Origin of the sequence: Scatolibacter rhodanostii, from assembly GCF_900197595.1 — a bacterium.
Lineage (GTDB): Bacteria > Bacillota > Clostridia > Oscillospirales > Acutalibacteraceae > Scatolibacter > Scatolibacter rhodanostii.
The window spans coordinates 516,273-537,764 of the sequence record NZ_FZLO01000002.1 but is presented as its reverse complement, the minus strand read 5'-3'; the positions used below and the strand labels follow the sequence as shown (position 1 = coordinate 537,764).

Annotated in this window: 18 protein-coding genes and 1 tRNA gene; 13 read left to right on the top strand and 6 right to left on the bottom strand. The window is 40.0% G+C overall.

The window, feature by feature from the left end:
• The first annotated feature begins 465 nt into the window (after positions 1–465).
• From purF to CS931_RS07080, 6 genes are all read left to right on the top strand, one after another.
• Complete coding sequence (gene purF, locus CS931_RS07105; RefSeq protein WP_099205064.1) at positions 466–1,899, top strand: amidophosphoribosyltransferase; 1,434 nt, start codon at positions 466–468, stop codon at positions 1,897–1,899.
• 119 nt (positions 1,900–2,018) lie between these two features.
• Positions 2,019–3,092, top strand: a complete 1,074-nt coding sequence (locus tag CS931_RS07100; RefSeq protein ID WP_099205063.1) for a carbamoyl phosphate synthase small subunit — start codon at positions 2,019–2,021, stop codon at positions 3,090–3,092.
• 96 nt (positions 3,093–3,188) lie between these two features.
• Positions 3,189–7,235, top strand: a complete 4,047-nt coding sequence (gene carB, locus CS931_RS07095) for a carbamoyl-phosphate synthase large subunit (protein WP_099205062.1) — start codon at positions 3,189–3,191, stop codon at positions 7,233–7,235.
• A gap of 342 nt (positions 7,236–7,577) precedes the next feature.
• Positions 7,578–9,182 carry a CTP synthase gene (gene pyrG, locus CS931_RS07090; protein ID WP_099205061.1) on the top strand — a complete coding sequence of 535 codons (1,605 nt, stop codon included), beginning with the start codon at positions 7,578–7,580 and terminating at the stop codon, positions 9,180–9,182.
• Positions 9,183–9,437: 255 nt separating this feature from the next.
• Positions 9,438–10,136 (top strand): L-ribulose-5-phosphate 4-epimerase, encoded by a 699-nt coding sequence (araD, locus tag CS931_RS07085; protein WP_099205060.1) that lies wholly within the window; start codon positions 9,438–9,440, stop codon positions 10,134–10,136.
• 102 nt (positions 10,137–10,238) lie between these two features.
• On the top strand, positions 10,239–10,457 hold the full coding sequence (locus CS931_RS07080) for a DUF378 domain-containing protein (protein ID WP_099205059.1): 219 nt from the start codon (positions 10,239–10,241) through the stop codon (positions 10,455–10,457).
• 128 nt (positions 10,458–10,585) lie between these two features.
• On the opposite strand, the gene CS931_RS07075 is transcribed toward CS931_RS07080, so the two are convergent.
• A complete protein-coding gene (locus CS931_RS07075) occupies positions 10,586–12,124 on the bottom strand; it encodes a putative ABC transporter permease (protein ID WP_099205058.1) in 1,539 nt (512 codons plus the stop codon).
• 353 nt (positions 12,125–12,477) lie between these two features.
• Between CS931_RS07075 and CS931_RS07070 the strand changes: the two genes are divergently transcribed.
• The 4 genes from CS931_RS07070 (at position 12,478) to CS931_RS07055 (ending at position 14,388) form a co-directional block, all read left to right on the top strand.
• Positions 12,478–12,553: transfer RNA gene (locus CS931_RS07070), tRNA-Lys, on the top strand.
• A 257-nt stretch (positions 12,554–12,810) separates the two neighbouring features.
• Complete coding sequence (locus tag CS931_RS07065) at positions 12,811–13,482, top strand: flagellar brake protein (RefSeq protein WP_099205057.1); 672 nt, start codon at positions 12,811–12,813, stop codon at positions 13,480–13,482.
• A 41-nt stretch (positions 13,483–13,523) separates the two neighbouring features.
• The gene (locus CS931_RS07060; protein WP_099205056.1) at positions 13,524–13,949 is read left to right on the top strand and encodes a bacteriohemerythrin; all 426 of its coding nucleotides are present in this window, start codon (positions 13,524–13,526) and stop codon (positions 13,947–13,949) included.
• The gene (locus CS931_RS07055) at positions 13,942–14,388 is read left to right on the top strand and encodes a chemotaxis protein CheX (RefSeq protein WP_099205055.1); all 447 of its coding nucleotides are present in this window, start codon (positions 13,942–13,944) and stop codon (positions 14,386–14,388) included. Before CS931_RS07060 ends, CS931_RS07055 begins: the two co-directional genes overlap by 8 nt.
• A 177-nt stretch (positions 14,389–14,565) precedes the next feature.
• Here CS931_RS07055 and hydE read toward each other — a convergent pair whose 3' ends face one another.
• The 5 genes from hydE to rbr all read right to left on the bottom strand — a co-directional run bounded on the left by hydE (position 14,566) and on the right by rbr (position 19,437).
• On the bottom strand, positions 14,566–15,585 hold the full coding sequence (gene hydE / locus CS931_RS07050) for a [FeFe] hydrogenase H-cluster radical SAM maturase HydE (protein WP_099205054.1): 1,020 nt from the start codon (positions 15,583–15,585) through the stop codon (positions 14,566–14,568).
• Entirely contained in the window at positions 15,563–16,768 is a 1,206-nt protein-coding gene (gene hydF, locus CS931_RS07045) for a [FeFe] hydrogenase H-cluster maturation GTPase HydF (RefSeq protein ID WP_159459762.1), read from the bottom strand. Before hydF ends, hydE begins: the two co-directional genes overlap by 23 nt.
• Before the next feature lie 95 nt (positions 16,769–16,863).
• Positions 16,864–18,234 (bottom strand): [FeFe] hydrogenase H-cluster radical SAM maturase HydG, encoded by a 1,371-nt coding sequence (gene hydG / locus CS931_RS07040; protein ID WP_099205052.1) that lies wholly within the window; start codon positions 18,232–18,234, stop codon positions 16,864–16,866.
• Positions 18,235–18,386: 152 nt separating this feature from the next.
• A complete protein-coding gene (locus CS931_RS07035; RefSeq protein WP_099205051.1) occupies positions 18,387–18,644 on the bottom strand; it encodes a TM1266 family iron-only hydrogenase system putative regulator in 258 nt (85 codons plus the stop codon).
• A 253-nt stretch (positions 18,645–18,897) separates the two neighbouring features.
• Positions 18,898–19,437: a rubrerythrin gene (gene rbr, locus CS931_RS07030; RefSeq protein ID WP_099205050.1), complete on the bottom strand. Its 540-nt coding sequence runs from the start codon at positions 19,435–19,437 to the stop codon at positions 18,898–18,900.
• Positions 19,438–19,708: 271 nt separating this feature from the next.
• On the opposite strand from rbr, the gene CS931_RS07025 reads away from it, so the two are divergent.
• From CS931_RS07025 to CS931_RS07015, 3 genes are all read left to right on the top strand, one after another.
• Complete coding sequence (locus tag CS931_RS07025) at positions 19,709–20,104, top strand: hypothetical protein (protein WP_099205049.1); 396 nt, start codon at positions 19,709–19,711, stop codon at positions 20,102–20,104.
• A 289-nt stretch (positions 20,105–20,393) separates the two neighbouring features.
• Positions 20,394–20,819, top strand: coding sequence for an Rrf2 family transcriptional regulator (locus CS931_RS07020; RefSeq protein WP_099205048.1), 426 nt, complete (start codon positions 20,394–20,396; stop codon positions 20,817–20,819).
• 52 nt (positions 20,820–20,871) lie between these two features.
• Complete coding sequence (locus CS931_RS07015; protein ID WP_099205047.1) at positions 20,872–21,420, top strand: NADPH-dependent FMN reductase; 549 nt, start codon at positions 20,872–20,874, stop codon at positions 21,418–21,420.
• The last annotated feature ends 72 nt before the right edge of the window (positions 21,421–21,492 follow it).

Sequence of the window (21,492 nt, the reverse complement as noted above, 5' to 3'; positions counted from 1 at the left end):
GCAGAAATAAAGGTTGAGATAAACAAGAATTCTATTGAAATTTTTATTTTTTAACAGATACTTTCGAAAATTAAGTAAACAGCACTTTAAACTTAATAAAAGAAGAATAATACCATCTAAAACTTTATGGTTTCACTTGACAAGCAGAGATTTCACATTATATAATAATGCGAAGAAATAAGCGTTTTGTGTTGTCGCCCGCCTCGAACCTACTACTTTCGGTGTGCAGCAAAGGACACAAGCGCTTTTGTTATGCGTATTTATAGGAGAAATGTGACAAACTCGCCAAGTGTTTTTTCACTAAAATGATGAAAATTTATTCATTTTAGAACGTAAGCTGTGCAGGACGCCAAAAAGATAGAAAATGGGTTAAACTCTTTTCGTAGAGGTTAAAATGATGTATAATATAAGGTGATAAAGAAGCAGGCTATCGTTGGTTTTGGAAAGGGAAAAGGTGTGAGAAGAATGCATTTTGACAAGTTGCACGAAGAATGTGCCGTGTTCGGTGTCAGCCTAAAAAGCAGTATCAGTGAAAATGAAGAAGCTGCAGGTATCACCTATAATGCGCTTCTGTCTATGCAGCACAGAGGGCAAGAGGGTGTTGGAATTGCCGTTGCACAAGGCAATGCGATTGTGTGTGAAAAAGATGTTGGCTTGGTCAGTGAGGTTTTTACACCAGATGTCATGCGTAACATGCCTAAAAGTGCAGTAGCTATTGGTCACAACCGATATTCTACAACCGGTTCGAACTCGGTTTGCAACGTGCAGCCTTTTGTGACAGAATATCTGACAGGGCGTATTGCCACAGCGCATAATGGCAATATTACTAATGCAATGGAAATTCGTGAAAAGCTCACAGGATATGGTCTTGACTTTACCGCAACCAGTGACAGTGAAGTAATATCTTCTTTAATTGCCTACCGGATTATTCGTGCGGGAGATTTCATGACAGGTATCATTGCAGCAGCAAAGCTTTTGCAGGGTGCATTTTGTCTTATTATTATGGGACCCGGCAAGCGAATGGCAGTGGTACGTGACCCGAACGGTTATCGACCCCTTTGCATTGGCGAGAACGAAACAGGTGTAGCGATTGCTTCAGAGAGCTGTGCGCTTGATAGCTGCGGTTTTCAATTTGTGAGAGATGTTAAACCTGGCGAAGTGCTTTTAATTGAAGACGGCAAGATTTTGAGAAGTGAAATTGCACTGACTTCTAAAAATGAAAGCCTATGTATTTTTGAATATGTTTATTTTGCAAGACCCGACTCCATCCTTGACAACTTGAGCGTATATGAAGCTCGCCGTAACATGGGTGTCATGTTGGCCAAAGAGAATCCGGTAGAAGCAGACGTAGTTTGCGGGGTTCCTGATAGCGGTCTGGAAGCGGCAATCGGTTTTTCAGAAGAAAGTGGAATTCCACTTGCTACAGGTTTTGTGAAAAATCGTTATATTGGACGTAGTTTTATTTTCCCCACACAGGCACAGCGTGAAAATGCGGTAGTGATGAAGCTCAACCCGCTTCGTGCAGCGGTTGAGGGCAAACGAGTGGTGCTGGTAGATGACTCGATTGTTCGTGGGACAACCAGTGCTAAAATTGTAGCAGCGATGAAAAAAGCTGGCGCAAAAGAAGTGCATATGATGATTTCCTCTCCCCCGTTCCGTTATACTTGTTATTTTGGAACCGACATTGACAGTGAGGAAAATTTGATTGCCAACCAAATTACCATTGAAGAAATTAGGCAGAAGATTGGGGCTGACTCTTTGGGGTATATTAGTATAGATGGTTTGAAAAAAGCTTGTGAAGGTTGCAGCTTGGATATGTGTACAGGCTGTTTCACAGGAGATTATGGCTCTGATGTTACAAGATATTCTAAAAATGTTTTAGAAAAAAAGAAGAATTAAGAAGCACAAACGCTGCCCACACTGAATTTTCAGTGCGGGCAGCATATTAACATCAATCAATAATAGGGATAAAGTGCATCGGTTATGAGTGGTGCATCATGGCAGGAAGGAGAAAACAGATGGGAAAAACAGCATATCTGGTTTTGGAAAATGGACAGGTGTTCAAAGGGGAATATTTTGGTGCTGAAGGCGAAGTGATTGCAGAGGTTGTTTTCACAACGGGTATGACGGGTTATTTAGAAACCCTGACAGACAGAAGCTATTATGGACAAATGATTACACAGACGTTCCCTTTAATCGGGAACTATGGTGTCATTCCCGAAGATTTTGAAAGCAGTCAAATTGCTGCTCGTGCTTATATTGTTAAAGATTGGTGTCAAACTCCTTCTAATTTTCGTTCAGAGGGTAGTCTTGACACTTTTTTAAAACAAAATAATGTGGTGGCCATTAAAGGAATTGACACCCGTACGCTGACCAAAATCATTCGTGAAAACGGCACAATGAATGGCATGATTACGGCCGACCCCGAAAAAGTAGATTTTGAGAAAATTAAGGCCTATCGCGTGGAAAATGCAGTGCGTACTGTCACGACAAAGGAAGTCTATGAAACAGGCGATTTGAATGGCAAATGGCATGTGGCACTGCTTGATTTCGGCCTGAAAGAAAATATTGTACGCAAGCTTGCCTCACAAGGTGCAAAAATTACGGTTTGTCCTGCGCTAACTCCTGTTGAAGAGCTGAGAAAACTGAACGTTGACGGGGTTATGCTGTCTAACGGACCGGGCGACCCTGCTGAAGATAAAGAAGTCATTGAGAATGTGCGCCAAATAATGCAAGAGGGGATTCCGATTTTTGGTATTTGCTTGGGACATCAAATTTTGGCACTGGCACATGGGTTCAAAACAGAAAAACTAAAGTATGGCCACAGGGGCGGCAATCAGCCCGTAAAAGACCTAGACACGGGTAGAGTGTATATCTCAAGCCAAAATCATGGTTATGCAGTCGTAGCGGAGAGCCTTGATCCTCAAATCGCAAGAGAGACTTTCGTGAATGTCAATGATGGTTCCAACGAGGGCGTAGAGTATAAAGACTGCAAAGCGTTTTCAGTGCAATTTCACCCCGAAGCTTGCGGAGGCCCGCAAGACACAGCGATTCTGTTTGACAGATTCTTTGGTATGATGGAGAAAAAGTAAGAGCTTCTCCCCAATGCAGTTGATAAATGGGAAATTTCATGATTTTGGAAGCGGTTTTATTAAAATAGAGAAATAAAACCCGGAAAGGACTTTATTATGCCGAGAAATAAAGAGATAAAAAAAGTTTTAGTGATTGGTTCAGGCCCAATTGTGATTGGACAAGCGGCTGAATTTGACTATGCCGGTACACAGGCATGCCGTGCCTTGCGTGAAGATGGCATTGAAATTGTGTTGATTAACTCAAACCCCGCCACGATTATGACGGATAATGCGATGGCTGACAAAATTTATATTGAACCACTGACGCTTGAAACCATTAAGCGTATTGCCATTAAAGAAAAGCCTGATAGCATTCTTTCGGGTTTTGGTGGGCAAACAGGATTGACACTTTCTATGCAGCTTGCAAAAGAAGGTTTCTTGGCAGAACAAGGAATTCGCTTGTTGGGAGCTTCTCCTGAAACGATTGACAAGGCAGAAGACCGTCAAATTTTTAAAGACACGATGGAGAAAATTGATCAACCTTGCATTCCCTCTAAGGTTGTGACAACGGTAGCCGACGCTTTAGATTTTGCCGAAGAAATCAGCTATCCTGTTATTGTGCGCCCTGCGTTTACGCTTGGTGGCAGCGGCGGCGGTATTGTTGACACCAAGGCTGAACTTATGGAAGTGGCTGCCAATGGTTTGGCACTTTCCCCCATCACTCAAATTTTGGTGGAAAAAAGCATTGCCGGTTGGAAAGAAATCGAATTCGAGGTTATCCGTGACGGTTTAGGCAACTCTATTACCGTTTGTTCTATGGAAAACTTTGACCCAGTTGGTGTGCATACAGGCGATAGTATTGTTATTGCTCCGGCGGTGACACTGGCCGACAAAGAATATCAAATGCTTAGAACAGCCGCACTCAAAATTGTCGATGAGCTTGGTGTTGAAGGCGGTTGTAACTGTCAGTTTGCCCTGCACCCCACCTCTTTTGATTACGCTGTTATTGAAGTGAATCCCCGTGTGTCTCGTTCTTCAGCACTGGCTTCTAAAGCGACAGGTTATCCAATTGCCAAAGTTGCCACCAAAATTGCGATTGGCTATACGCTTGATGAAATCAAGAATGCTGTTACTGGCACAACTTATGCAGCATTTGAGCCGGCCATTGACTATGTAGCGGTAAAATTCCCTAAATGGCCGTTTGATAAATTTGTCTATGCAAAGCGTAATCTGGGCACACAGATGAAAGCCACAGGCGAAGTGATGTCCATTGCCGACAGTTTTGAAATGGCACTGATGAAAGCGGTTCGTGGCGCAGAGATTTCACTGGATACGCTCAATATGCCTAAGTTTGCTAAAGCAGAGGATGACTATCTTTGGGAAATCACGATTCATGCAACAGATGAGCGCTTGTTTGCTCTTTATGAGTTGATGAAACGGGGCGTGACAATTCAGGAAATTCACGAAAAGACATTGATAGATGTATGGTTCTTGGCAAAGCTTGAGAATCTCCTTTCCTATGAAAGAGAACTGGCAAGCGAAACCCTGACACAGGAGCTTTATAATAAAGGCAAAAAACTGGGATATCCTGATAGCACGATAGCACGCTTGAGCGGACAGAAAGTTAGCTTTGAGCGCAAGACCACTTACCGTATGGTTGATACCTGTGCAGGTGAGTTTGTAGCGCATACCCCCTATTTCTACGGCACGTATGATACCATAGAAAATGGCGGAGAAAACGAGGCGGTCCCCTATATAAATAACGAAAAGAAAACGGTTATTGTTTTGGGTTCAGGACCTATTCGTATTGGGCAAGGTATTGAATTTGACTATGCCAGCGTGCATTGTGTTATGTCTTTGCAGGCAATGGGTTATGAAGTGGTAATCATTAACAATAATCCCGAGACCGTTTCTACCGACTTTGATACAGCCGATAGATTGTATTTTGAGCCCCTTTCTCCTGAAGATGTCATGGATATTATCAACATGGAGCAACCCCTTGGTGTTGTGGTGGCTTTCGGCGGGCAAACAGCGATTAAACTAACCAAAACTCTGTCAGATAACGGCATCAGAATTATCGGCACGTCTGCTGACAGCATTGATATGGCGGAAGACAGAGAGCGCTTTGACGAGCTTTTGGAGCGTTCGGGCATTAAGCGCCCCAAGGGATTCACCGTTATGACAGCAGAAGAGGCACTCAAAGCTGCCGCAGAGCTAACCTATCCTGTCCTCATGCGCCCGTCTTATGTTTTGGGTGGACAGAACATGATTATTGCCTATTGCGATGAAGATATCGAAGAATACATGAAAATTATTCTTACTACAAAACAAGACAACCCTGTTTTGATAGACAAATATTTGAGTGGTAAAGAACTTGAGGTCGATGCAATTTGTGACGGAGAAAATATCTTAATTCCCGGTATTATGGAGCACGTCGAGCGTACCGGTATTCACTCCGGCGATAGCATTGCGGTCTACCCTGCTTCTGACATTGACGACATCATGACTGACCGCATTATTGAAGTGACAGAAAAATTAAGTCGTGGACTCAATGCACTGGGTCTGATTAATATGCAATATATTTTAAAAGACGGCGAGATATATGTTATCGAGGTGAATCCTCGTGCCTCTAGAACCGTGCCTTATATTAGCAAGGTAACAGGTGTGCCGATGTGTGATTTGGCAACCAAAGTTAGCTTGGGTCAAAAACTGGCTGACTTGGGTTTTGGAACAGGACTCTACCCCACTTCTCCTTATACAGCTGTAAAAGTACCGGTATTCTCCTTTGAAAAATTAACGGACGTTGATACCCACCTAGGACCGGAAATGAAGTCAACCGGCGAAGTTTTGGGAATTGGTAATAATATGGAAGAAGCTCTTTACAAAGGGCTGATTGCTTCTGGTAGTAAGATGAAGAAAGACGGCGGTGTGTTCTTTACCATTCGAGATTCTGATAAAGCCGAAATCAGCGAAATTGCCAAGAAATTTGCGAAAATGGGATTTGAACTGTATGCCACCATGGGTACAGCGGCTGTTTTGATGAGGAGCGGACTTTCTGTTAAAGTAGTCGATAAGATTCATGAAGGTCCTGAAAATACCATTGTGCTTTTAGAAAGCGGTAAGCTGAACTATATTATCTCCACGTCGGCTAAAGGTAGAAACCCTGCTCGTGACAGTGTAAAAATCAGAAGAAAAGCCAGTCTTTTGGGCATTCCTTGTTTGACAGCCATTGACACAGCCAATGCACTAGCCGATAGTTTGATGAGCCGTTATACGCAAGAGAACACTGAAATTGTGGATATCAATAGTCTCAAAAAAGAAAAACAACATTTGTCATTTACTAAAATGCATGGCTGCGGCAATGACTTCATCTGCGTGAATGGCTTTGATAAAGAAGTGACCTCTCCTGAATTTTTGTCCTTCTTCCTTTCTGATCGTCATACAGGAATCGGCGGTGAGGGTTTGGTTGTTTTAAAACGCTCTGCCATAGCGGATGCCAAAATGCGGATTTTCAATGTTGATGGAACAGAAGGTAAGATGGGTGGTAATGCCATTCGCTGTGCGGTCAAATATCTCTATGACAATGGTATGGTAAATAAAAAAGAGATTACCATTGAAACACGCAGTGGAATTAAGACTTGTACATTCTCCACTAAAGACAATAAAGTTTTGCGTGTTAAGGTTGATATGGGTAAAGCGGAGCTGAATCCCAAGAAGATACCCGTAAAGTTAGAAGGAAGCGAAATCATCAATCGTCCTGTGGAAATTGGTGGTTGGGAATACAATATCACTAGTGTTGGTGTTGGTAATCCGCATTGCGCTGTATTTGTCCACTCGGTAGATAAGCTGGATTTAGCCGCTACAGGGCCAAAGTTTGAGTTTAGTCCGTTGTTCCCTGAAAGGGTAAATACCGAGTTTATTGAAGTTATCGACGAGAAAACCATAAAAATTCGTGTGTGGGAGCGTGGCAGCGGCGAAACCAGAGCTTGCGGAACCGGAGCTTGTGCGGCTGCAGTGGCTTCAGTGCTGAACGGATATTGCAAAAAAGGTACAGATATTCGTGTAATTGTGCTAGGTGGCGATTTATTTGTGAATTACACCGATGAAGCAGTTACTTTGACGGGCGCAGCAGAAAAAGTATTTGACGGCGTGATTGAAATTTAAAAAATTTGGAAAATAGGAAATACCCGGTAAACTTTGCCGAACCAAAGAACAGCATAGCTGCGCGATTTAGCTCTTGTTTGCCGAGTATGCCTAACAAATTATTGTTTCTGTTTGAGAATAATAGAGTGGAAATTATATTTTGTCAGGCTTGACAGCGGACAAGATTTTGGGTAGAATAAAACGTAATAGAATAATGGAATAAGAATGTAAAAAATATAGAAAAGCGAATTCGTTTTGGCTGGGGTCTTGTTTGTAAAAGAAAAGAAATTTTGCGCTTGCATTTACAAAAAAGATCTTTTAGGCAAGGCGATTTCGCGTTTTGATGAAGGAGAATTTTAAAAAATGGCTAAGTATATTTTCGTGACAGGCGGTGTAGTATCCGGTCTTGGAAAAGGCATTACCGCAGCGGCTTTAGGTAGATTATTGAAAGCAAGAGGTCTGCGCATTACGGCACAAAAGCTGGATCCTTATATCAATGTTGACCCTGGCACGATGAGTCCTTATCAGCACGGAGAAGTATATGTGACAGAGGACGGTCTGGAGACTGACCTTGATCTTGGCCACTATGAAAGATTTATTGACGAAAATTTGAATAAATACTCTAACTTAACCACTGGAAAAGTATATTGGAACGTTCTCAATAAAGAGCGCAATGGTGAGTATTTGGGCGAAACTGTACAGGTTATTCCTCATATCACCAGTGAGATTAAAAGCTTTATTTACAGCGTAGGTGATCAAAGCAACGCTGACATTGTCATCACTGAAATTGGTGGTACAGCGGGCGACATTGAAAGCCAGCCATTTTTAGAGGCTATTCGTCAAGTTGGGCATGAAGCCGGCCCCGGTAATGCCCTGTTTATTCATGTCACCCTTGTTCCCTATCTTAAAAGTTCCGGCGAACATAAATCAAAGCCAACGCAGCATTCTGTCAAAGAAATGCAAGCGATGGGAATTTCTCCTAATATTGTAGTCATGCGCAGCGATGAACCGGTTGATCAGAGTATTCGTGATAAAATTGCCTTATTCTGTAATGTAAAACCGGATTGCGTGATTGAAAATATGACCATTCCGGTTTTGTATGAAGCACCTTTAATGCTTGAAAAGAACAATTTTTCCAATATTGTCTGCCGTGAGCTAAATATTGATGCTCCTGATGCGGATATGAGCGAATGGGAAAATATGATAGATAAAATCCGCCGCCGCAAAAAGCTCGTTAAAATTGCGCTAGTCGGAAAATATGTGAAACTACATGATGCTTATCTTTCTGTTATGGAAGCGCTGCGTCATGCCGGTTATGACCACAGTGCAAAGGTTGACATTAAGTGGGTTGATTCAGAATGTCTGGACAAAGACAATGTGCAAGATATATTGTCAGGCTGCCATGGTGTGCTTGTCCCGGGCGGATTTGGTGACAGAGGCATTGAAGGCATGATTATTGCTGCTCAATATGCTCGAGAGAATAATATCCCCTATCTTGGCATTTGTTTGGGTATGCAAATTGCTGTTATTGAGTTTGTTCGCAATGTTTGTGGTATTGCAGATGCCAACTCAGGTGAGTTTGACGAGTATGGACTGAATAAAGTCATAGATTTTATGCCTGACCAAAATAAACATATTGCCAAAGGTGGAACGCTTCGTTTGGGAAGCTATCCCTGCAAAATTCGCAGTGGTTCAACCATGGAAGAATGTTATGGTAAAGACTTGATTCATGAGAGACATCGTCATCGTTATGAATTCAACAATGATTACCGTGATTTAATTGAAGAAAAAGGGATGACAGTCAGCGGTGTTTCTCCTGACGAACGAATTGTAGAAACCGTTGAAATTCCAGAGAATGATTTCTTTGTAGGTTGTCAATATCACCCAGAATTCAAAAGCCGCCCCAATCGCCCTCATCCACTATTTGTTGGATTTATCGGTGCTGCTGTTGACAATATGGAAAAGTAAATAGAACATAAAAAAACAGCAGAGTATTCTCTGCTGTTTTTGTTTAAATAAATAGTTTAGAGTGAATGAAGAAAAGGTAAGTACAAATAATAAATAGGGGATTAAATACTTAGATTAAATGGTAAAATATCAGAATAATTGGCATTGATTTTTACAGAAACGCTTGTTATACTATTGGTAAAGAACAAAGTAGCCCAAGATGTACATACGTTTATAGCTGGAATATAAATTGACTTTCTAAAAGGAGAGCATGCTATGTTAGAAGAATTGAAACAAAGAGTGTATGAAGCGAATATGCTGTTACCCAAATATAAACTCATTACCTTTACTTGGGGAAACGTCAGTGAAATTGATCGTGAAACAGGAATTATGGCGATTAAACCCAGTGGAGTAGAGTATGATGAGCTGAAAGCAGAAGATATTGTTTTAGTCGATATTCAAACAGGAAAGAAGGTGGAAGGTAAAATGAATCCATCTTCTGACACGGATACGCATGCAGAACTATACCGTGCCTTTCCTGAGATTGGCGGTGTTGTGCATACACACAGTCGTTGGGCAACCATATTTAGTCAGGCCGGAAAAGGGATTCCTGCTTTAGGAACGACGCATGGAGATTACTTCTATGGTGAAATTCCTTGTACAAGAAAAATGACAGCGGAAGAAATTGCTGGCAGCTATGAACTGGAAACAGGAAAAGTAATCGTTGAGACATTTAATGGCAAAAAAGCCGAAGATGTTCCGGCGGTTCTGGTGCATAGTCATGGGCCTTTTACTTGGGGCAGCGATGCTCTCAATGCGGTTCATAATGCTGTTGTTTTAGAAGAAGTGGCTTTCATGGCTTGGCATAACTTGGTCATGAATCCCGAAATATCACCTATGCAAGCCGAACTTTTAGATAAACATTATTTAAGAAAACATGGTGCAGGCGCTTATTACGGCCAAGGTAATTCGTAATAGAATAATTATAAGAACGAATCTTTTAAAATCGCATAAATTGCAAAAAAGCGGAGCATACTATCTCACATAAGCAAAATAAACAGATAAAGAGGGATCATTATGTTAGATAGAATTGCTCTGATATTGACGATTATTGGTGGCATTAACTGGGGATTAGTTGGTATCTTTCGGTTAGATTTAGTGGCCTGGATTTGCGGTGGCTCTGATAATATAGTAGCCCGAATTATTTATACAATTATCGCCATTGCTGCTATTTGGTGCGTGTCACTGCTGTTTCGTGATAACGACATTATTGATGAAAAACGAGCGGCGAAATAAAAAAGACCTCGAATGCCGCTAAGCATTCGAGGTTTATATTTTTAATGGATGGATAGGTAAATTAGAAAGGGCTGGGATATGTTTTTGTTGGCCACATAGGAGTATAAATAGAGAATATATCAAGTCGTCTAGACTAAAAACTTCATGTTGGCATAGCGTGTTTCTAAAAATTCATCATCAAAATGTTTATCAAGGAAAACCTGAACTCTTGAGGTGGCACTGATATCTTGGAGACGTTGCTTTTGCCGATATACAGCACCTGCAGAAAGTAAAATATCAAAGCACATGAAAATGACAGTAAAGATAGTCACTATATTTCCGATTTTTTTGGGGGCTTTTTCGATGAGCAGAGAAATACGGGGGTAGACATCTTTAATCCATACCATACCAAGAATGCCCCAAAAAAATGAATACATAAGGTTGGTACGACCGCCAAGGTTTAGTGTAGAGTTGGTATAATCCCAAGAGACAGAACCAAAAATAACTTCTTGGAACCAGCTACAAAAATATTCGAAATAAGCTCCTGTTAACATACTCACTAAAAAGAGATAAAAGCTTTTTTTATGGTAGAAGCGATGAAGTAATAAAGTTAAAATAACAGCGCCAAAGCCATAAACTAAAACAAAAGGACCAATGACGACACTGACTCTTAGTTGAAATTCATGAGGCGGAGAGAGGAGACACCAAAAAGTTTCAACTAAAAAACCAATTACATTACCAATCATGAAGACCCAAAAAAGTTTGGTAAAAGAGATGCCGTGAGCAAAAGGTTTTGGTTCACCGGGTTCTAAGTGAAGATTATACGCACTCTCCGCTAGTTTCTCTCGTTTTTGCATAAGTCCTGAAGATTTTTTTGAAAGAATGTCTAGTGTATTTTGAATTTGGTGGAGCTGGTCATTGTAAAGATGAGAAGAAGCGCGTGGGAAAGCTTTAATCAAACGAGTTTGCCATCTGTTTTCATTCAATGACTGCAGAACTTTTTGATATTTATCTTTTAACTCCTGTATTTCCGAGGTTGCCTTATCAGAAAACTCATCATATTTTTCTTTTAACTCAAGTTTGTCGTAGGTATCTCGTGCAATCAAAACTTTATCAGAAACAGCTTTGCCAATTAAGTCAGAACCCAACTTCATGCTAGCAGAAAGAGTATCCAGTTTTTGAAGATGTTTTTGTAGGCCAATAGCCGAAAAAACAGTTAAGATCAAATCTGAAAGAGCGACTACCATAAAAATAACAAGTATGATAATGCCTAAGGGTAGAGGGATAAGATCAATAAGAGATATTAAAGTTGGCATTAGATAACGGACTGCAAAAAGACCCGCCATACCCCAAAAAACAGAAAATCCAAGACAGATATAACCGTTTAAATTATAGGGAAGATTAGAATAGTCCCACCACTTTTGGTGAAAAATTTTTTCTAAAAGGAAGCCCGCAATCCACTCAACCGCAGAACCAATTAGCATGGAACCCAAAAATAAAAGCATAACACCATCAATAGAACCCAATAATAGATACATAAAAACTGCTCCAATTCCATAAATTGGGCAGAGAGGGCCGTTCAAAAAACCACGATTCACAAATCTTTTTTCAACAATAGCTGCAAAAGCGACTTCGCCAATCCAGCCGACAAAAGACAATATGAAGAAGCTCCACAAAAAAGTATACATACATACTCCTAATATATAGAATAATGAGGATATAAAACAATTATAACAAAGCAAGGGGAGACTGTAAACTGGCAGAGGACATTGTTAAGAAAACTGAAAGTATTGCCCTTTTCCTGCATAAATGAAGAAAAATTTAGAAACATAAAAATTAAAATAGCGACAAAAAGAACGGAAAAATTATGGTTATTTTAAAGTTTTTATAAGACTAAAATAAAGTATAAATTATCTATTGACAGATTAAAAAAGATTTGATATAATGTACAAGCTGTTTAAGATAAATAGCAAATAGATATTAGTAATAATTTGTCCATTAATTATCGAAAAACTCGATTATTATAACAAAAATATAATATGACTCATTAGCTCAGCTGGCAGAGCACTTGACTTTTAATCAAGGTGTCCGGAGTTCGAATCTCCGATGGGTCACCAAATAAATCCGCATAAATACTGATTAAATTCAGTTTTATGTGGATTTTTTGTTTTATTCTCTGGAGTAGTAATGTTGTAATGCTATTTTAACGGCTTAATTATTGTCCACAATTTTTTTGAAGATGCAAGATACAGTGTTTGTATTAAATCTGAAAATGAATTTATATATACAGATTTTAGAGAGTATGATACAATAAATTACAAGATAAACCAATTATAGAATTTTAAGCTGTTTTGCTTTTTGAGGGGGATAATTAGTGATTAAAATAGATGACAAAGTGACAATCTGTCAGCTAAAAGGGGAAAAGCCTGAATATCATTATTCCAGTAGTGTGGCTGATGTGCTGGGGGAAAATCAATTTTTATTCTATATGCCGCAAGTAAAAAAAGTGGTTTTTAAACCTTCAGTTGGGAGCCGCCATGAATTTGTTCTCTATACACCAGGTGGGTTATATAGTGGTGAGGGTACAGTGCTTGGCTTTGTGTGGCAAAACAATGTATTGCTGATGAAAGCAGAAATAGATGAACTAGAATATACCCAAAGGAGAGATTTTTTTCGGGTGGATGTTTCCATACCCATGACATATTCTTTGCCGGAAAATCAGGAGCCTCTTGAAGATGGAACTCTGCCGCTTTATAAGGGCAAAATAGGCAATCTAAGTGCTAGCGGGCTTTGTTTTATTACCGATAGACCATTGCAAGAACAAATGACCATTGAAATTAACTTTCCTGATGAAATTTTACCCGATGCAGTAAAAGCAGAAATTCTTTCGTCTACAGAATGTCTACATAAAGTGAACGGACATAAGGCCTATAAAACTCGTGTAAGGTATAGAAATTTGACGAGCAGACGCCAAGAGAGAATTATAAGATATGTATTTAAAGCGGAACGTGAAATTATCTTAAGGAAAAGAAATGTGCTCGAATAGTGGATAAGGCAACAGAGTAAGAATTAAAGGGAGGGAAATATATGCTTTGGAGAGAAGCTTATGCGGTGGGAGTGCCGCTCATTGATTCACAGCATAAAGAATTATTTAACCGAGTAGAAGTTTTTATGCAAACATTACGTTCGTCTGTCTCATGGGAAGAGAAGGTCTACCGTGTCAATGAAACCTTGGATTTTATGAAGGGTTATGTGGTAGAGCACTTTCAAGATGAAGAGACTTTTCAGAAGCGTATAGAATACCCGGGGTATCAAAGGCATAAGGCCATTCACGATAGTATGGTCAGCTATGTGCTAGAAGTTTCAGAGCAATATGAGAAAAGTGGATATAATGAGCAGCTCATGCAGCAGTTTGCAGGTAAACTGATGGCATGGTTGATTAACCATGTGGCCGTTGAAGACAAACGAATCGCAGCCTATGTCACCGAAAAGGGGGTTACCCTTGATGATTGATTTTCATGCTTCTCTTTTTGAGGCGGCTCAAAATGTAATGAGCTTGATGTTTGGAATAGACCATGTTTCCAAGAGTTCAACAGAAAATTTCATGGCGGGCACTGAAATTGATATTTCAGTGGGTGTTGTGGGTGATTATGAAGGCGAACTAATCTACCGATTCCCTGAAGAAGTTTCTCTCAAAATGGTAAATACCATGAGTGGGATGGAAGTTGAAAGTGTAGATGATTTCGTCACCTCTGCTATTTCAGAAACAGCCAATATTATCAGCGGTAATGTCTTGACAATATTAGCCGATAACGGGAACGTGAAATGTGACATTTTACCGCCTGTCTTGCAACTGCCAGCGGACAAGCCATATAGCATTCATGAGTCTTGTTCTGTAACCAGTGAAATCGGCAATATTTATCTGGGTATCCGTCTAAATACAGCCATATAAAAGAAAAAACGCATCCTTTCGTTTAGCAGAATAAGCTGCCGAACGAGGGATGCGCTGTTTTTATTAAAGATTGCAGAGAGTAAAATCTATTTGACACCAAACTAACGAGGCAGTTATAAAGAAAATCTATCTCCTCTTTGTAAAATTTATTTTTACTGGAGACACCTAGCAAGTGATTTATGGATTGCCAATATGATCGCCTCGACCAGTTGAAAGTTCAAATCCCGAAGATTGAATGCGGCGCTGAATACACATACGACATTCAGCGGCTTCATCACCGGTACAAATTTTATTGTCATATAGCGAGTAATCTTTGCGCACATTAAGCGGGGATAAGTTTGGCATGACCACATTGGCCCCTGCTTTCAGTCCTTGTTCACGCCCTGAGGGGTCGATAGAACCAAGGGCTGTAGTCGCTGGAAGCAGTGCTGTTGGCAGCATAAGTCTTGTTAAAGCGACCATTAACAGAGTAAGATTTAGGCTGCCTTGCGCCTCTTCTCGAAAAGGAGTATCAGCATGAGGGATAAAAGGACCAATGCCCACCATTTCAGGCTGCAAATCTTTGAGAAACAATAAATCTTCTGCCAGCATTTCATAGGTTTGCCCAGGGGAGCCAACCATAAAACCGGCACCAGTTTGAAACCCAATTTCTTTTAAATCACGTAAGCATTGTTTGCGGTTAGAAAGTAAAAGATTTTCAGGGTGCAAGAGGGAATAATGCTCGTCGGTGGCGGTTTCGTGCCGCAGTAGGTAACGGTTTGCACCCGCGTTATATAAACGCTGGTAGCTTTCTTTGCTGCGCTCACCAAGCGAAAGAGTAATCGCACAATCAGGGTAAATTCTGCGAATGTCGGATACGATATCACACATGATGTCATCTGTAAAATAAGGGTCCTCGCCTCCTTGCAAGACATACGTGCGAAAGCCAAGATTATAGCCGATGTCACAGCAGGTGAGAATATCTTCTTTTGTCAGGCGATAGCGGTGAACGTTGCCATTGGCAGCACGAATGCCGCAGTAGTAGCAATTGTTTTTGCAGTAGTTTGTGAATTCGATGAGCCCACGCATAAAAACTTGTTTGCCGTAGACACTGTCACAAAGCCGTCTTGCCTCTGCCAAAATTTCGGGGTCCGGATTTTCTGCATTTTGAGCAATCAGCTGGGTCAGTTCGGCTTTATTCATTTGCTGAATGTTCATTCCATTCTCCTTCTAAAAAGTTTTTACAGCGATTCCATGCGCCGGAGAGAATTGCTAAACACATACCATAGTTGGTGACAGGTAAGCCAGCTTCGTTCATGTGACGAATGCGGCTTTTAATTTCGGTTTCGTTTAGCATACAACCGCCGCATTGAATAGCCAGCGCATAGTTGTCTAATGAATCAGGAAACTGATAACCGCTAAAATAATCAAAATCTAGTTTTTTGCCGGTCTTTTTACGCAGCAAATTGGGGATTTTAACTCTTCCAATGTCCTCATGCGTGCTGTTATGTGTGCAGCCCTCTAGCATTAAGATTCTATCGCCGTCTTTTAAATTTTCAATTGTCGATGAGCCATAGACCAGTTCACTGATAGAACCTTTTTGCCTAGCCACCAAAATCGAAAAAGAAGTTAGGGCAATGGTAGGAGGTGTGATTTGATTGACAGCAGCAAAAGCCTGACTGTCAGTTACGACTAAATCAACCTTGTCAAATCGGCGAATAGTTTCTGCCAATTCTTCGACTTGACAGCAGGCGGCAATCATGTTGTTGTCTAGGCAATCACGTAGAATCTGCACCTGTGGTAAGATAAGCCTCCCTTTTGGCGCCTCTGAGTCTACGGGCATAACCAAAATAACAACACTGCCTTTTGGCAGTAAGTCTCCTAAGAAAGTGCTTCTTTCAGAAGATAGCTTTGCAAGTTCTTCTGCTAGTTTTTCCCGTAATGCATCAGTCGAGGAAGTCTCATCTATAAAAGGGACGGAGTTGGAATAGCTTTCCTTTAAAGAAAAAGCCGTTTTTTCATCTAATAATCCCCATTTATTGAAAACAAGAAGATGGAGTAGCTTTTGCTGGCAAAATTCCTCATAAGCTGCACTGTCATAATCGGTTGCATCGACAATATAAAGCGCAAAATCGGCACGCCGCATGATATTTTTTGTCTTTTGCATTCTTGACTGACCTAAAGCCGTTTCATCACTAAGTCCTGCCGTGTCAATCATTACAATAGGCCCAAATGGAATAAGCTCCATTGCTTTTTGCACAGGGTCGGTGGTGGTTCCGGCCTGAGGAGAAACAATGGCGTTTTGCTGCCCTGTTAAAGCGTTAAAAATGGTGGATTTGCCGGCATTTGTTTTACCAAAGATAGCGACATGACGTCGCATAGAATTAGGTGTTTTTTCCATATTTATCATAGTCCTTTCCGGTTTTTATATCCCCCAAAAACATAAAAACACAGTGCAAGTTGGGTGAATTTGTGTAATAAAAAACGGATAGAAGCTTATAAATACAAATCTCGTTTGCCGACTTTTATTTTCTCAAGATTTTCTGTTACTTTGCGGCGAATGGTCTCATTGCCAATATTTTGAATTTGTTGGTGAATGACCTTTTCGCTTTTTTGTAAAAAAGTTTCGTTGCCATAATCTACTGCATATTCATATAAAGTCATTAGGGCATTAGGCAGGCAGACGTTTTTAATTTGTCCTGATTTAGCTAGGCTCATAAAGCGGTCCCCGGTACGTCCGCTGCGATAGCAGGCCGTACAGAAGCTGGGTACATAACTATCATCGAGAAGTTCTTCAATAATTTCACCGGCAGTACGGTCGTCATTGATTTCAAATTGTGACTGCTGATTCTCTCTTTTATTATAACCGCCGACATCGGTACTTGAACCGGCAGAAAGCTGGGAAATGCCTGTTTTAAGGAGTTTTTTACGCATGTCATGATCTTCTCTGGTAGAAAGAATCATACCTGTAAAAGGAACAGCTAGACGGATAATAGCGACAATTTTCAAGAAAGTATCATCGTCTACAAGATGTTTGAAACCGTCAAGAGTCATTTCTTTTGTTTTGCAAAGTCTGGGGACAGAAATAGTATGAAACCCGACCCCAAATTTTTCTTCAAGGTGTTCATTGTGAATCATAAGTCCCAAAACCTCAAAAAAGGGTTCGTACAAACCAAATAGCACCCCTGCACCTACATCATCAATGCCACCTTGCATGGCACGATCAAAAGCGGTTAGATGGTATTCATAATTGTGTTTTGGCCCGCTGATATGCATTTTTTCATAAGTAGGTTGATGATAAGTTTCTTGAAAAAGAATGTAGGTACCAATGCCGGCATCGTGCAGCTTTTGAAAGTTTTCAACGGTAGTAGCAGCGATATTGACGTTGGCACGACGAATAGCGCCGTTTTCAAATTTCATGTCATAAATTGTTTTCAGGCACTCTAAAATATAATCAATTGGGCAATTTTCATCGTCTTCTCCGGCCTCGAGCGCAATTCGTTTGTGGCCCATTTGCTCAAGAATGCGAACTTCTTCGCGAATTTCGTCCTGTGTCAGCTTGCGGCGTTCAAATTTGGTGGTGCAGCGATACCCACAGTAAGCACATTGGTTAACGCAGTAGTCACTAACATAAAGGGGAGCAAACATAACAATGCGGTCACCATAGATATGCTCTTTAATTTTGCCGGCAATTTTGAAGATTCTCTCTAGGTAAGCTGGATTTTCATTGACGAGCAAAGCAGCGACTTCTTGATGGGTCAGCCCTGCAAATTCATCAGCTTTGTCTAAAATGGAATCAATTTCGGAATCAGGCACGTTTTTTGCTTCAATCAACAAATTTTCAATATAATCCTTATCAATAAACATACAATCATTTCCCTTCTTCCGCAGAGCGGAGGGCTTGCTGAATCTTATTCAAACAGCAAGCAAAAATAGTTTGCCGGGAACAGTTTTTATACAAAGTTTTCCATTGCCTTTTGCCTTGGTCTAGCTGCTTGAAAAATTAAAAATAAAAAAGCTTAATTCTCAATAATTTTACTAGATACGGCGGCTTTAACGGTTGCACCGCTTAAAGCACCCAGTTTTCCTGTTAAGCTATTGATTTCATCAATTTCACCCACTACAGTCAGTGAGATGACGGCAACGCCATGTTCTTCTAGGGGAATACCCATTCGCCCTTTGACAATTCCTTGAAAATCTGAGACAAGCTGATTAAACTCGGTTTGCAAATCGTGTGGGTTTTCCAAAATGGCTCCGATAACGGCTATCTTTTTCATAATGGGTTCCTTTGGTAAATCTAATTTTAAAAACATTTTGCAAAATAAGCAGATTTAAAATGGAGTAATAATCAAAAAGACCCCTCAAATATTTGAGGGGTCTTCAGAGGAAAAGACAGAAAATCTATTTTTACAGAGAGTTTGCCTATTGTAAAAAAGCTGTCTATTATCTGTTTACCCTCGTGAGGCAGAACAGATCTTTCCTCCTAAGCAGCAAAAATTCAATTATAAAAATGAAGAGTCTATGCGCTTATTAATAGTTTTCTGCTTTGATTTCGAAATAGGACTGCGGATGTGCGCAGACAGGGCAGACTTTGGGAGCTTCTTTGCCAACGTGCAAATGGCCACAGTTGCTGCAGAACCACACAACATCGCCTTCTCTAGAGAAAACAATGCCTTTTTTCAAGTTTTCAGCCAGTTTTAAATATCTTTCTTCATGGGATTTTTCAACAGCGCCAACGCCATCAAATAACTTTGCAATGCTCTCAAAGCCTTCTTCACGAGCTTCTTTAGCAAAAGTTGCATACATGTCAGTCCACTCATAATTTTCGCCGGCAGCAGCATCAATTAGGTTGTCCAAAGTTTTGCCAATTCCGCCGTGTACGAGCTTAAACCACATTTTGGCATGCTCTTTTTCGTTGTTGGCAGTTTCTTCAAAGATGTTTCCAATTTGAACATAGCCCTCTTTTTTTGCTTGGGAAGCATAATAGGTGTATTTATTTCTTGCCTGAGATTCTCCCGCAAAAGCCGCCAAGAGGTTTGCTTCGGTTTTAGATCCTTTTAAATTAGCCATAACTAATCCTCCATATACATATTTTCACTTGTGGTTTAATTATAATATCAATAAAATTCTTTGTCAACACGATTTATGGTAATTGTTCTTGTTTTTTTAAGAAAGCGTTATAAAAACGCAATTATAAAATCTATTTATCTAAAGTGAAAACAAATTGTAAACTTCTTGTGAAACTTTTGTGGAATCTTGGAAATCATCTAAAAAAGTTGTATACTAAGAAACATAAAAATTATTTGGCGGTGATTGCGCCGGTAGGTTGGTGTTATCTTTGATGATGGAAAAATTTAAGCGCTTTATGTATGGGCGATATGGTGTTGATTTAGTAAGCCTAGCTGTGTTAGTGGTTGGTTTAGTTCTTTCTACTTTTGGTCAATGGTTCAACTTAATTATATTAACCCTTTTTTCGTATGCACTTTATATTTATGGCTTGTTTCGTATATTTTCAAAAAATATTCCGGCAAGGCAGCGTGAGCTAACTATTTTGATGAAATACAAGTCAAAGGTGCGAGGCTGGTTTTCGTTCAAAAAGAAGCAAGTAGAAGAACGAAAGCTATACAAGTATTTTGGCTGTCCCAATTGCAAGCAAAAACTGCGTGCACCAAGAGGGCGGGGTAAAATTCAAGTTACTTGTCAAAAGTGTAAGACTACCTTCATTAAAAAAACATAGTAGTTAGCGAAACTTTTTGAAGATATTCAATTATTCGTTAGAAAGTAAACTAGCTGAGCGAAAACACAAAACATATAAGTCTATACTAAATGAATACCCGTGACGAAATAAACAGCTGACTTTGCCCTTTGAGGGAAAGGTGGCTGTTTATTTTTTAGATAAATGGGACATTATGAATAGAAAGGGGCAAAGAAACACGCTAAAAAAAACATTTTAAAATAAAATTGATAATTGTTCTTGACAAATGGATAATTAGTAACTATAATAGTAACAAATAAAGGAGGAAACAATGTACTCAACTAAATATGCCGTCAGTATTCATATTCTTAGTTTAATCGCTCTAAAAGAAGAAGAATCGATTACATCAGAGTATATCGCAGGCAGTGTAAACACAAATCCTGCTTTAGTAAGAAGATTAATGAGCGCTTTAAAAAAAGCAGGCCTCATTGAAGCACAAACAAAGATTGGCGTGACCGGTCTTGCAAAATCGCCAGAAGAAATTTCTCTTCTCCAAATATTTAAAGCAGTAGAGAAAGAGCAAAAGCTATTCGGCATTCATCAAAACACAAATCATAAGTGCCCAGTGGGTGCCAAAATTGGAAATGTACTAGAACATATTAACAGTCAGGTACAGACAGAATTTGAAAAAGAGCTTAATGCTTTACGGCTTTCTGATATTTTAGCGGATTTGCATCTGGAAACTTCAAGTCTTTAATATAAAATAAAACTATTAAATTAAAAAATTAAAATTTTAGGAGGAAATTATTATGAGTAAGAAAAAAATTGGTATTGTCGTAGGTAGCTTGAGAAAGGGTGCTTTCTCTCAATCAGTTGCTAATTATGTAGCTTCGATTCTCCCATCTGACTATGAAGCAAAATTTGTGGATTTGAACGGTGTAGATTTGTTTAATCAAGATTTAGAGGGTAACCCCCCAGCATCTTGGACTAGATTAAGAGAAGATTTGAAATCTGTCGATGCTTATTTGTTCTTTACCCCAGAGCATAACCGTTCCATTCCAGCTGTTCTTAAAAATGCGTTGGATGTTGGTTCAAGACCTTATGGTGAAAGCGTTTGGGGCGGAAAACCCGCCGGTGTTGTCAGTGTATCTCCAGGTGGTTTAGCTGGTTTTGGTGCTAATCATCATCTCCGTCAGGTTCTTTCTTTCTTGGATATTCATCCCTTGCAGCAGCCAGAAGCATATATTGGTTCTGTTCATACGCTCCTCAATGAAAATGGAGAAGTAGTAAATGAGGATACTCAAAAACATCTGCAAGCTTATGTAGCTGCTTTTGAAAAATGGGTTGAAAAGTTTTAATTGTCGGATAAGTGGCAAGGAAAATTGAATATAGCAATACGAAAAGACAAGGTGCAAAACACCTTGTCTTTT

What these genes read in the sequence shown, in the direction of transcription:
- purF (WP_099205064.1), top strand. Translation starts at nt 466, where the DNA reads ATGCATTTTGACAAGTTGCACGAAGAATGTGCCGTGTTCGGTGTCAGC.
- CS931_RS07100 (WP_099205063.1), top strand. Translation starts at nt 2,019, where the DNA reads ATGGGAAAAACAGCATATCTGGTTTTGGAAAATGGACAGGTGTTCAAA.
- carB (WP_099205062.1), top strand. Translation starts at nt 3,189, where the DNA reads ATGCCGAGAAATAAAGAGATAAAAAAAGTTTTAGTGATTGGTTCAGGC.
- pyrG (WP_099205061.1), top strand. Translation starts at nt 7,578, where the DNA reads ATGGCTAAGTATATTTTCGTGACAGGCGGTGTAGTATCCGGTCTTGGA.
- araD (WP_099205060.1), top strand. Translation starts at nt 9,438, where the DNA reads ATGTTAGAAGAATTGAAACAAAGAGTGTATGAAGCGAATATGCTGTTA.
- CS931_RS07080 (WP_099205059.1), top strand. Translation starts at nt 10,239, where the DNA reads ATGTTAGATAGAATTGCTCTGATATTGACGATTATTGGTGGCATTAAC.
- CS931_RS07075 (WP_099205058.1), bottom strand. Translation starts at nt 12,124, where the DNA reads ATGTATACTTTTTTGTGGAGCTTCTTCATATTGTCTTTTGTCGGCTGG.
- CS931_RS07060 (WP_099205056.1), top strand. Translation starts at nt 13,524, where the DNA reads ATGCTTTGGAGAGAAGCTTATGCGGTGGGAGTGCCGCTCATTGATTCA.
- CS931_RS07055 (WP_099205055.1), top strand. Translation starts at nt 13,942, where the DNA reads ATGATTGATTTTCATGCTTCTCTTTTTGAGGCGGCTCAAAATGTAATG.
- hydE (WP_099205054.1), bottom strand. Translation starts at nt 15,585, where the DNA reads ATGAACATTCAGCAAATGAATAAAGCCGAACTGACCCAGCTGATTGCT.
- hydF (WP_159459762.1), bottom strand. Translation starts at nt 16,768, where the DNA reads ATGGAAAAAACACCTAATTCTATGCGACGTCATGTCGCTATCTTTGGT.
- hydG (WP_099205052.1), bottom strand. Translation starts at nt 18,234, where the DNA reads ATGTTTATTGATAAGGATTATATTGAAAATTTGTTGATTGAAGCAAAA.
- CS931_RS07035 (WP_099205051.1), bottom strand. Translation starts at nt 18,644, where the DNA reads ATGAAAAAGATAGCCGTTATCGGAGCCATTTTGGAAAACCCACACGAT.
- rbr (WP_099205050.1), bottom strand. Translation starts at nt 19,437, where the DNA reads ATGGCTAATTTAAAAGGATCTAAAACCGAAGCAAACCTCTTGGCGGCT.
- CS931_RS07025 (WP_099205049.1), top strand. Translation starts at nt 19,709, where the DNA reads ATGATGGAAAAATTTAAGCGCTTTATGTATGGGCGATATGGTGTTGAT.
- CS931_RS07020 (WP_099205048.1), top strand. Translation starts at nt 20,394, where the DNA reads ATGTACTCAACTAAATATGCCGTCAGTATTCATATTCTTAGTTTAATC.
- CS931_RS07015 (WP_099205047.1), top strand. Translation starts at nt 20,872, where the DNA reads ATGAGTAAGAAAAAAATTGGTATTGTCGTAGGTAGCTTGAGAAAGGGT.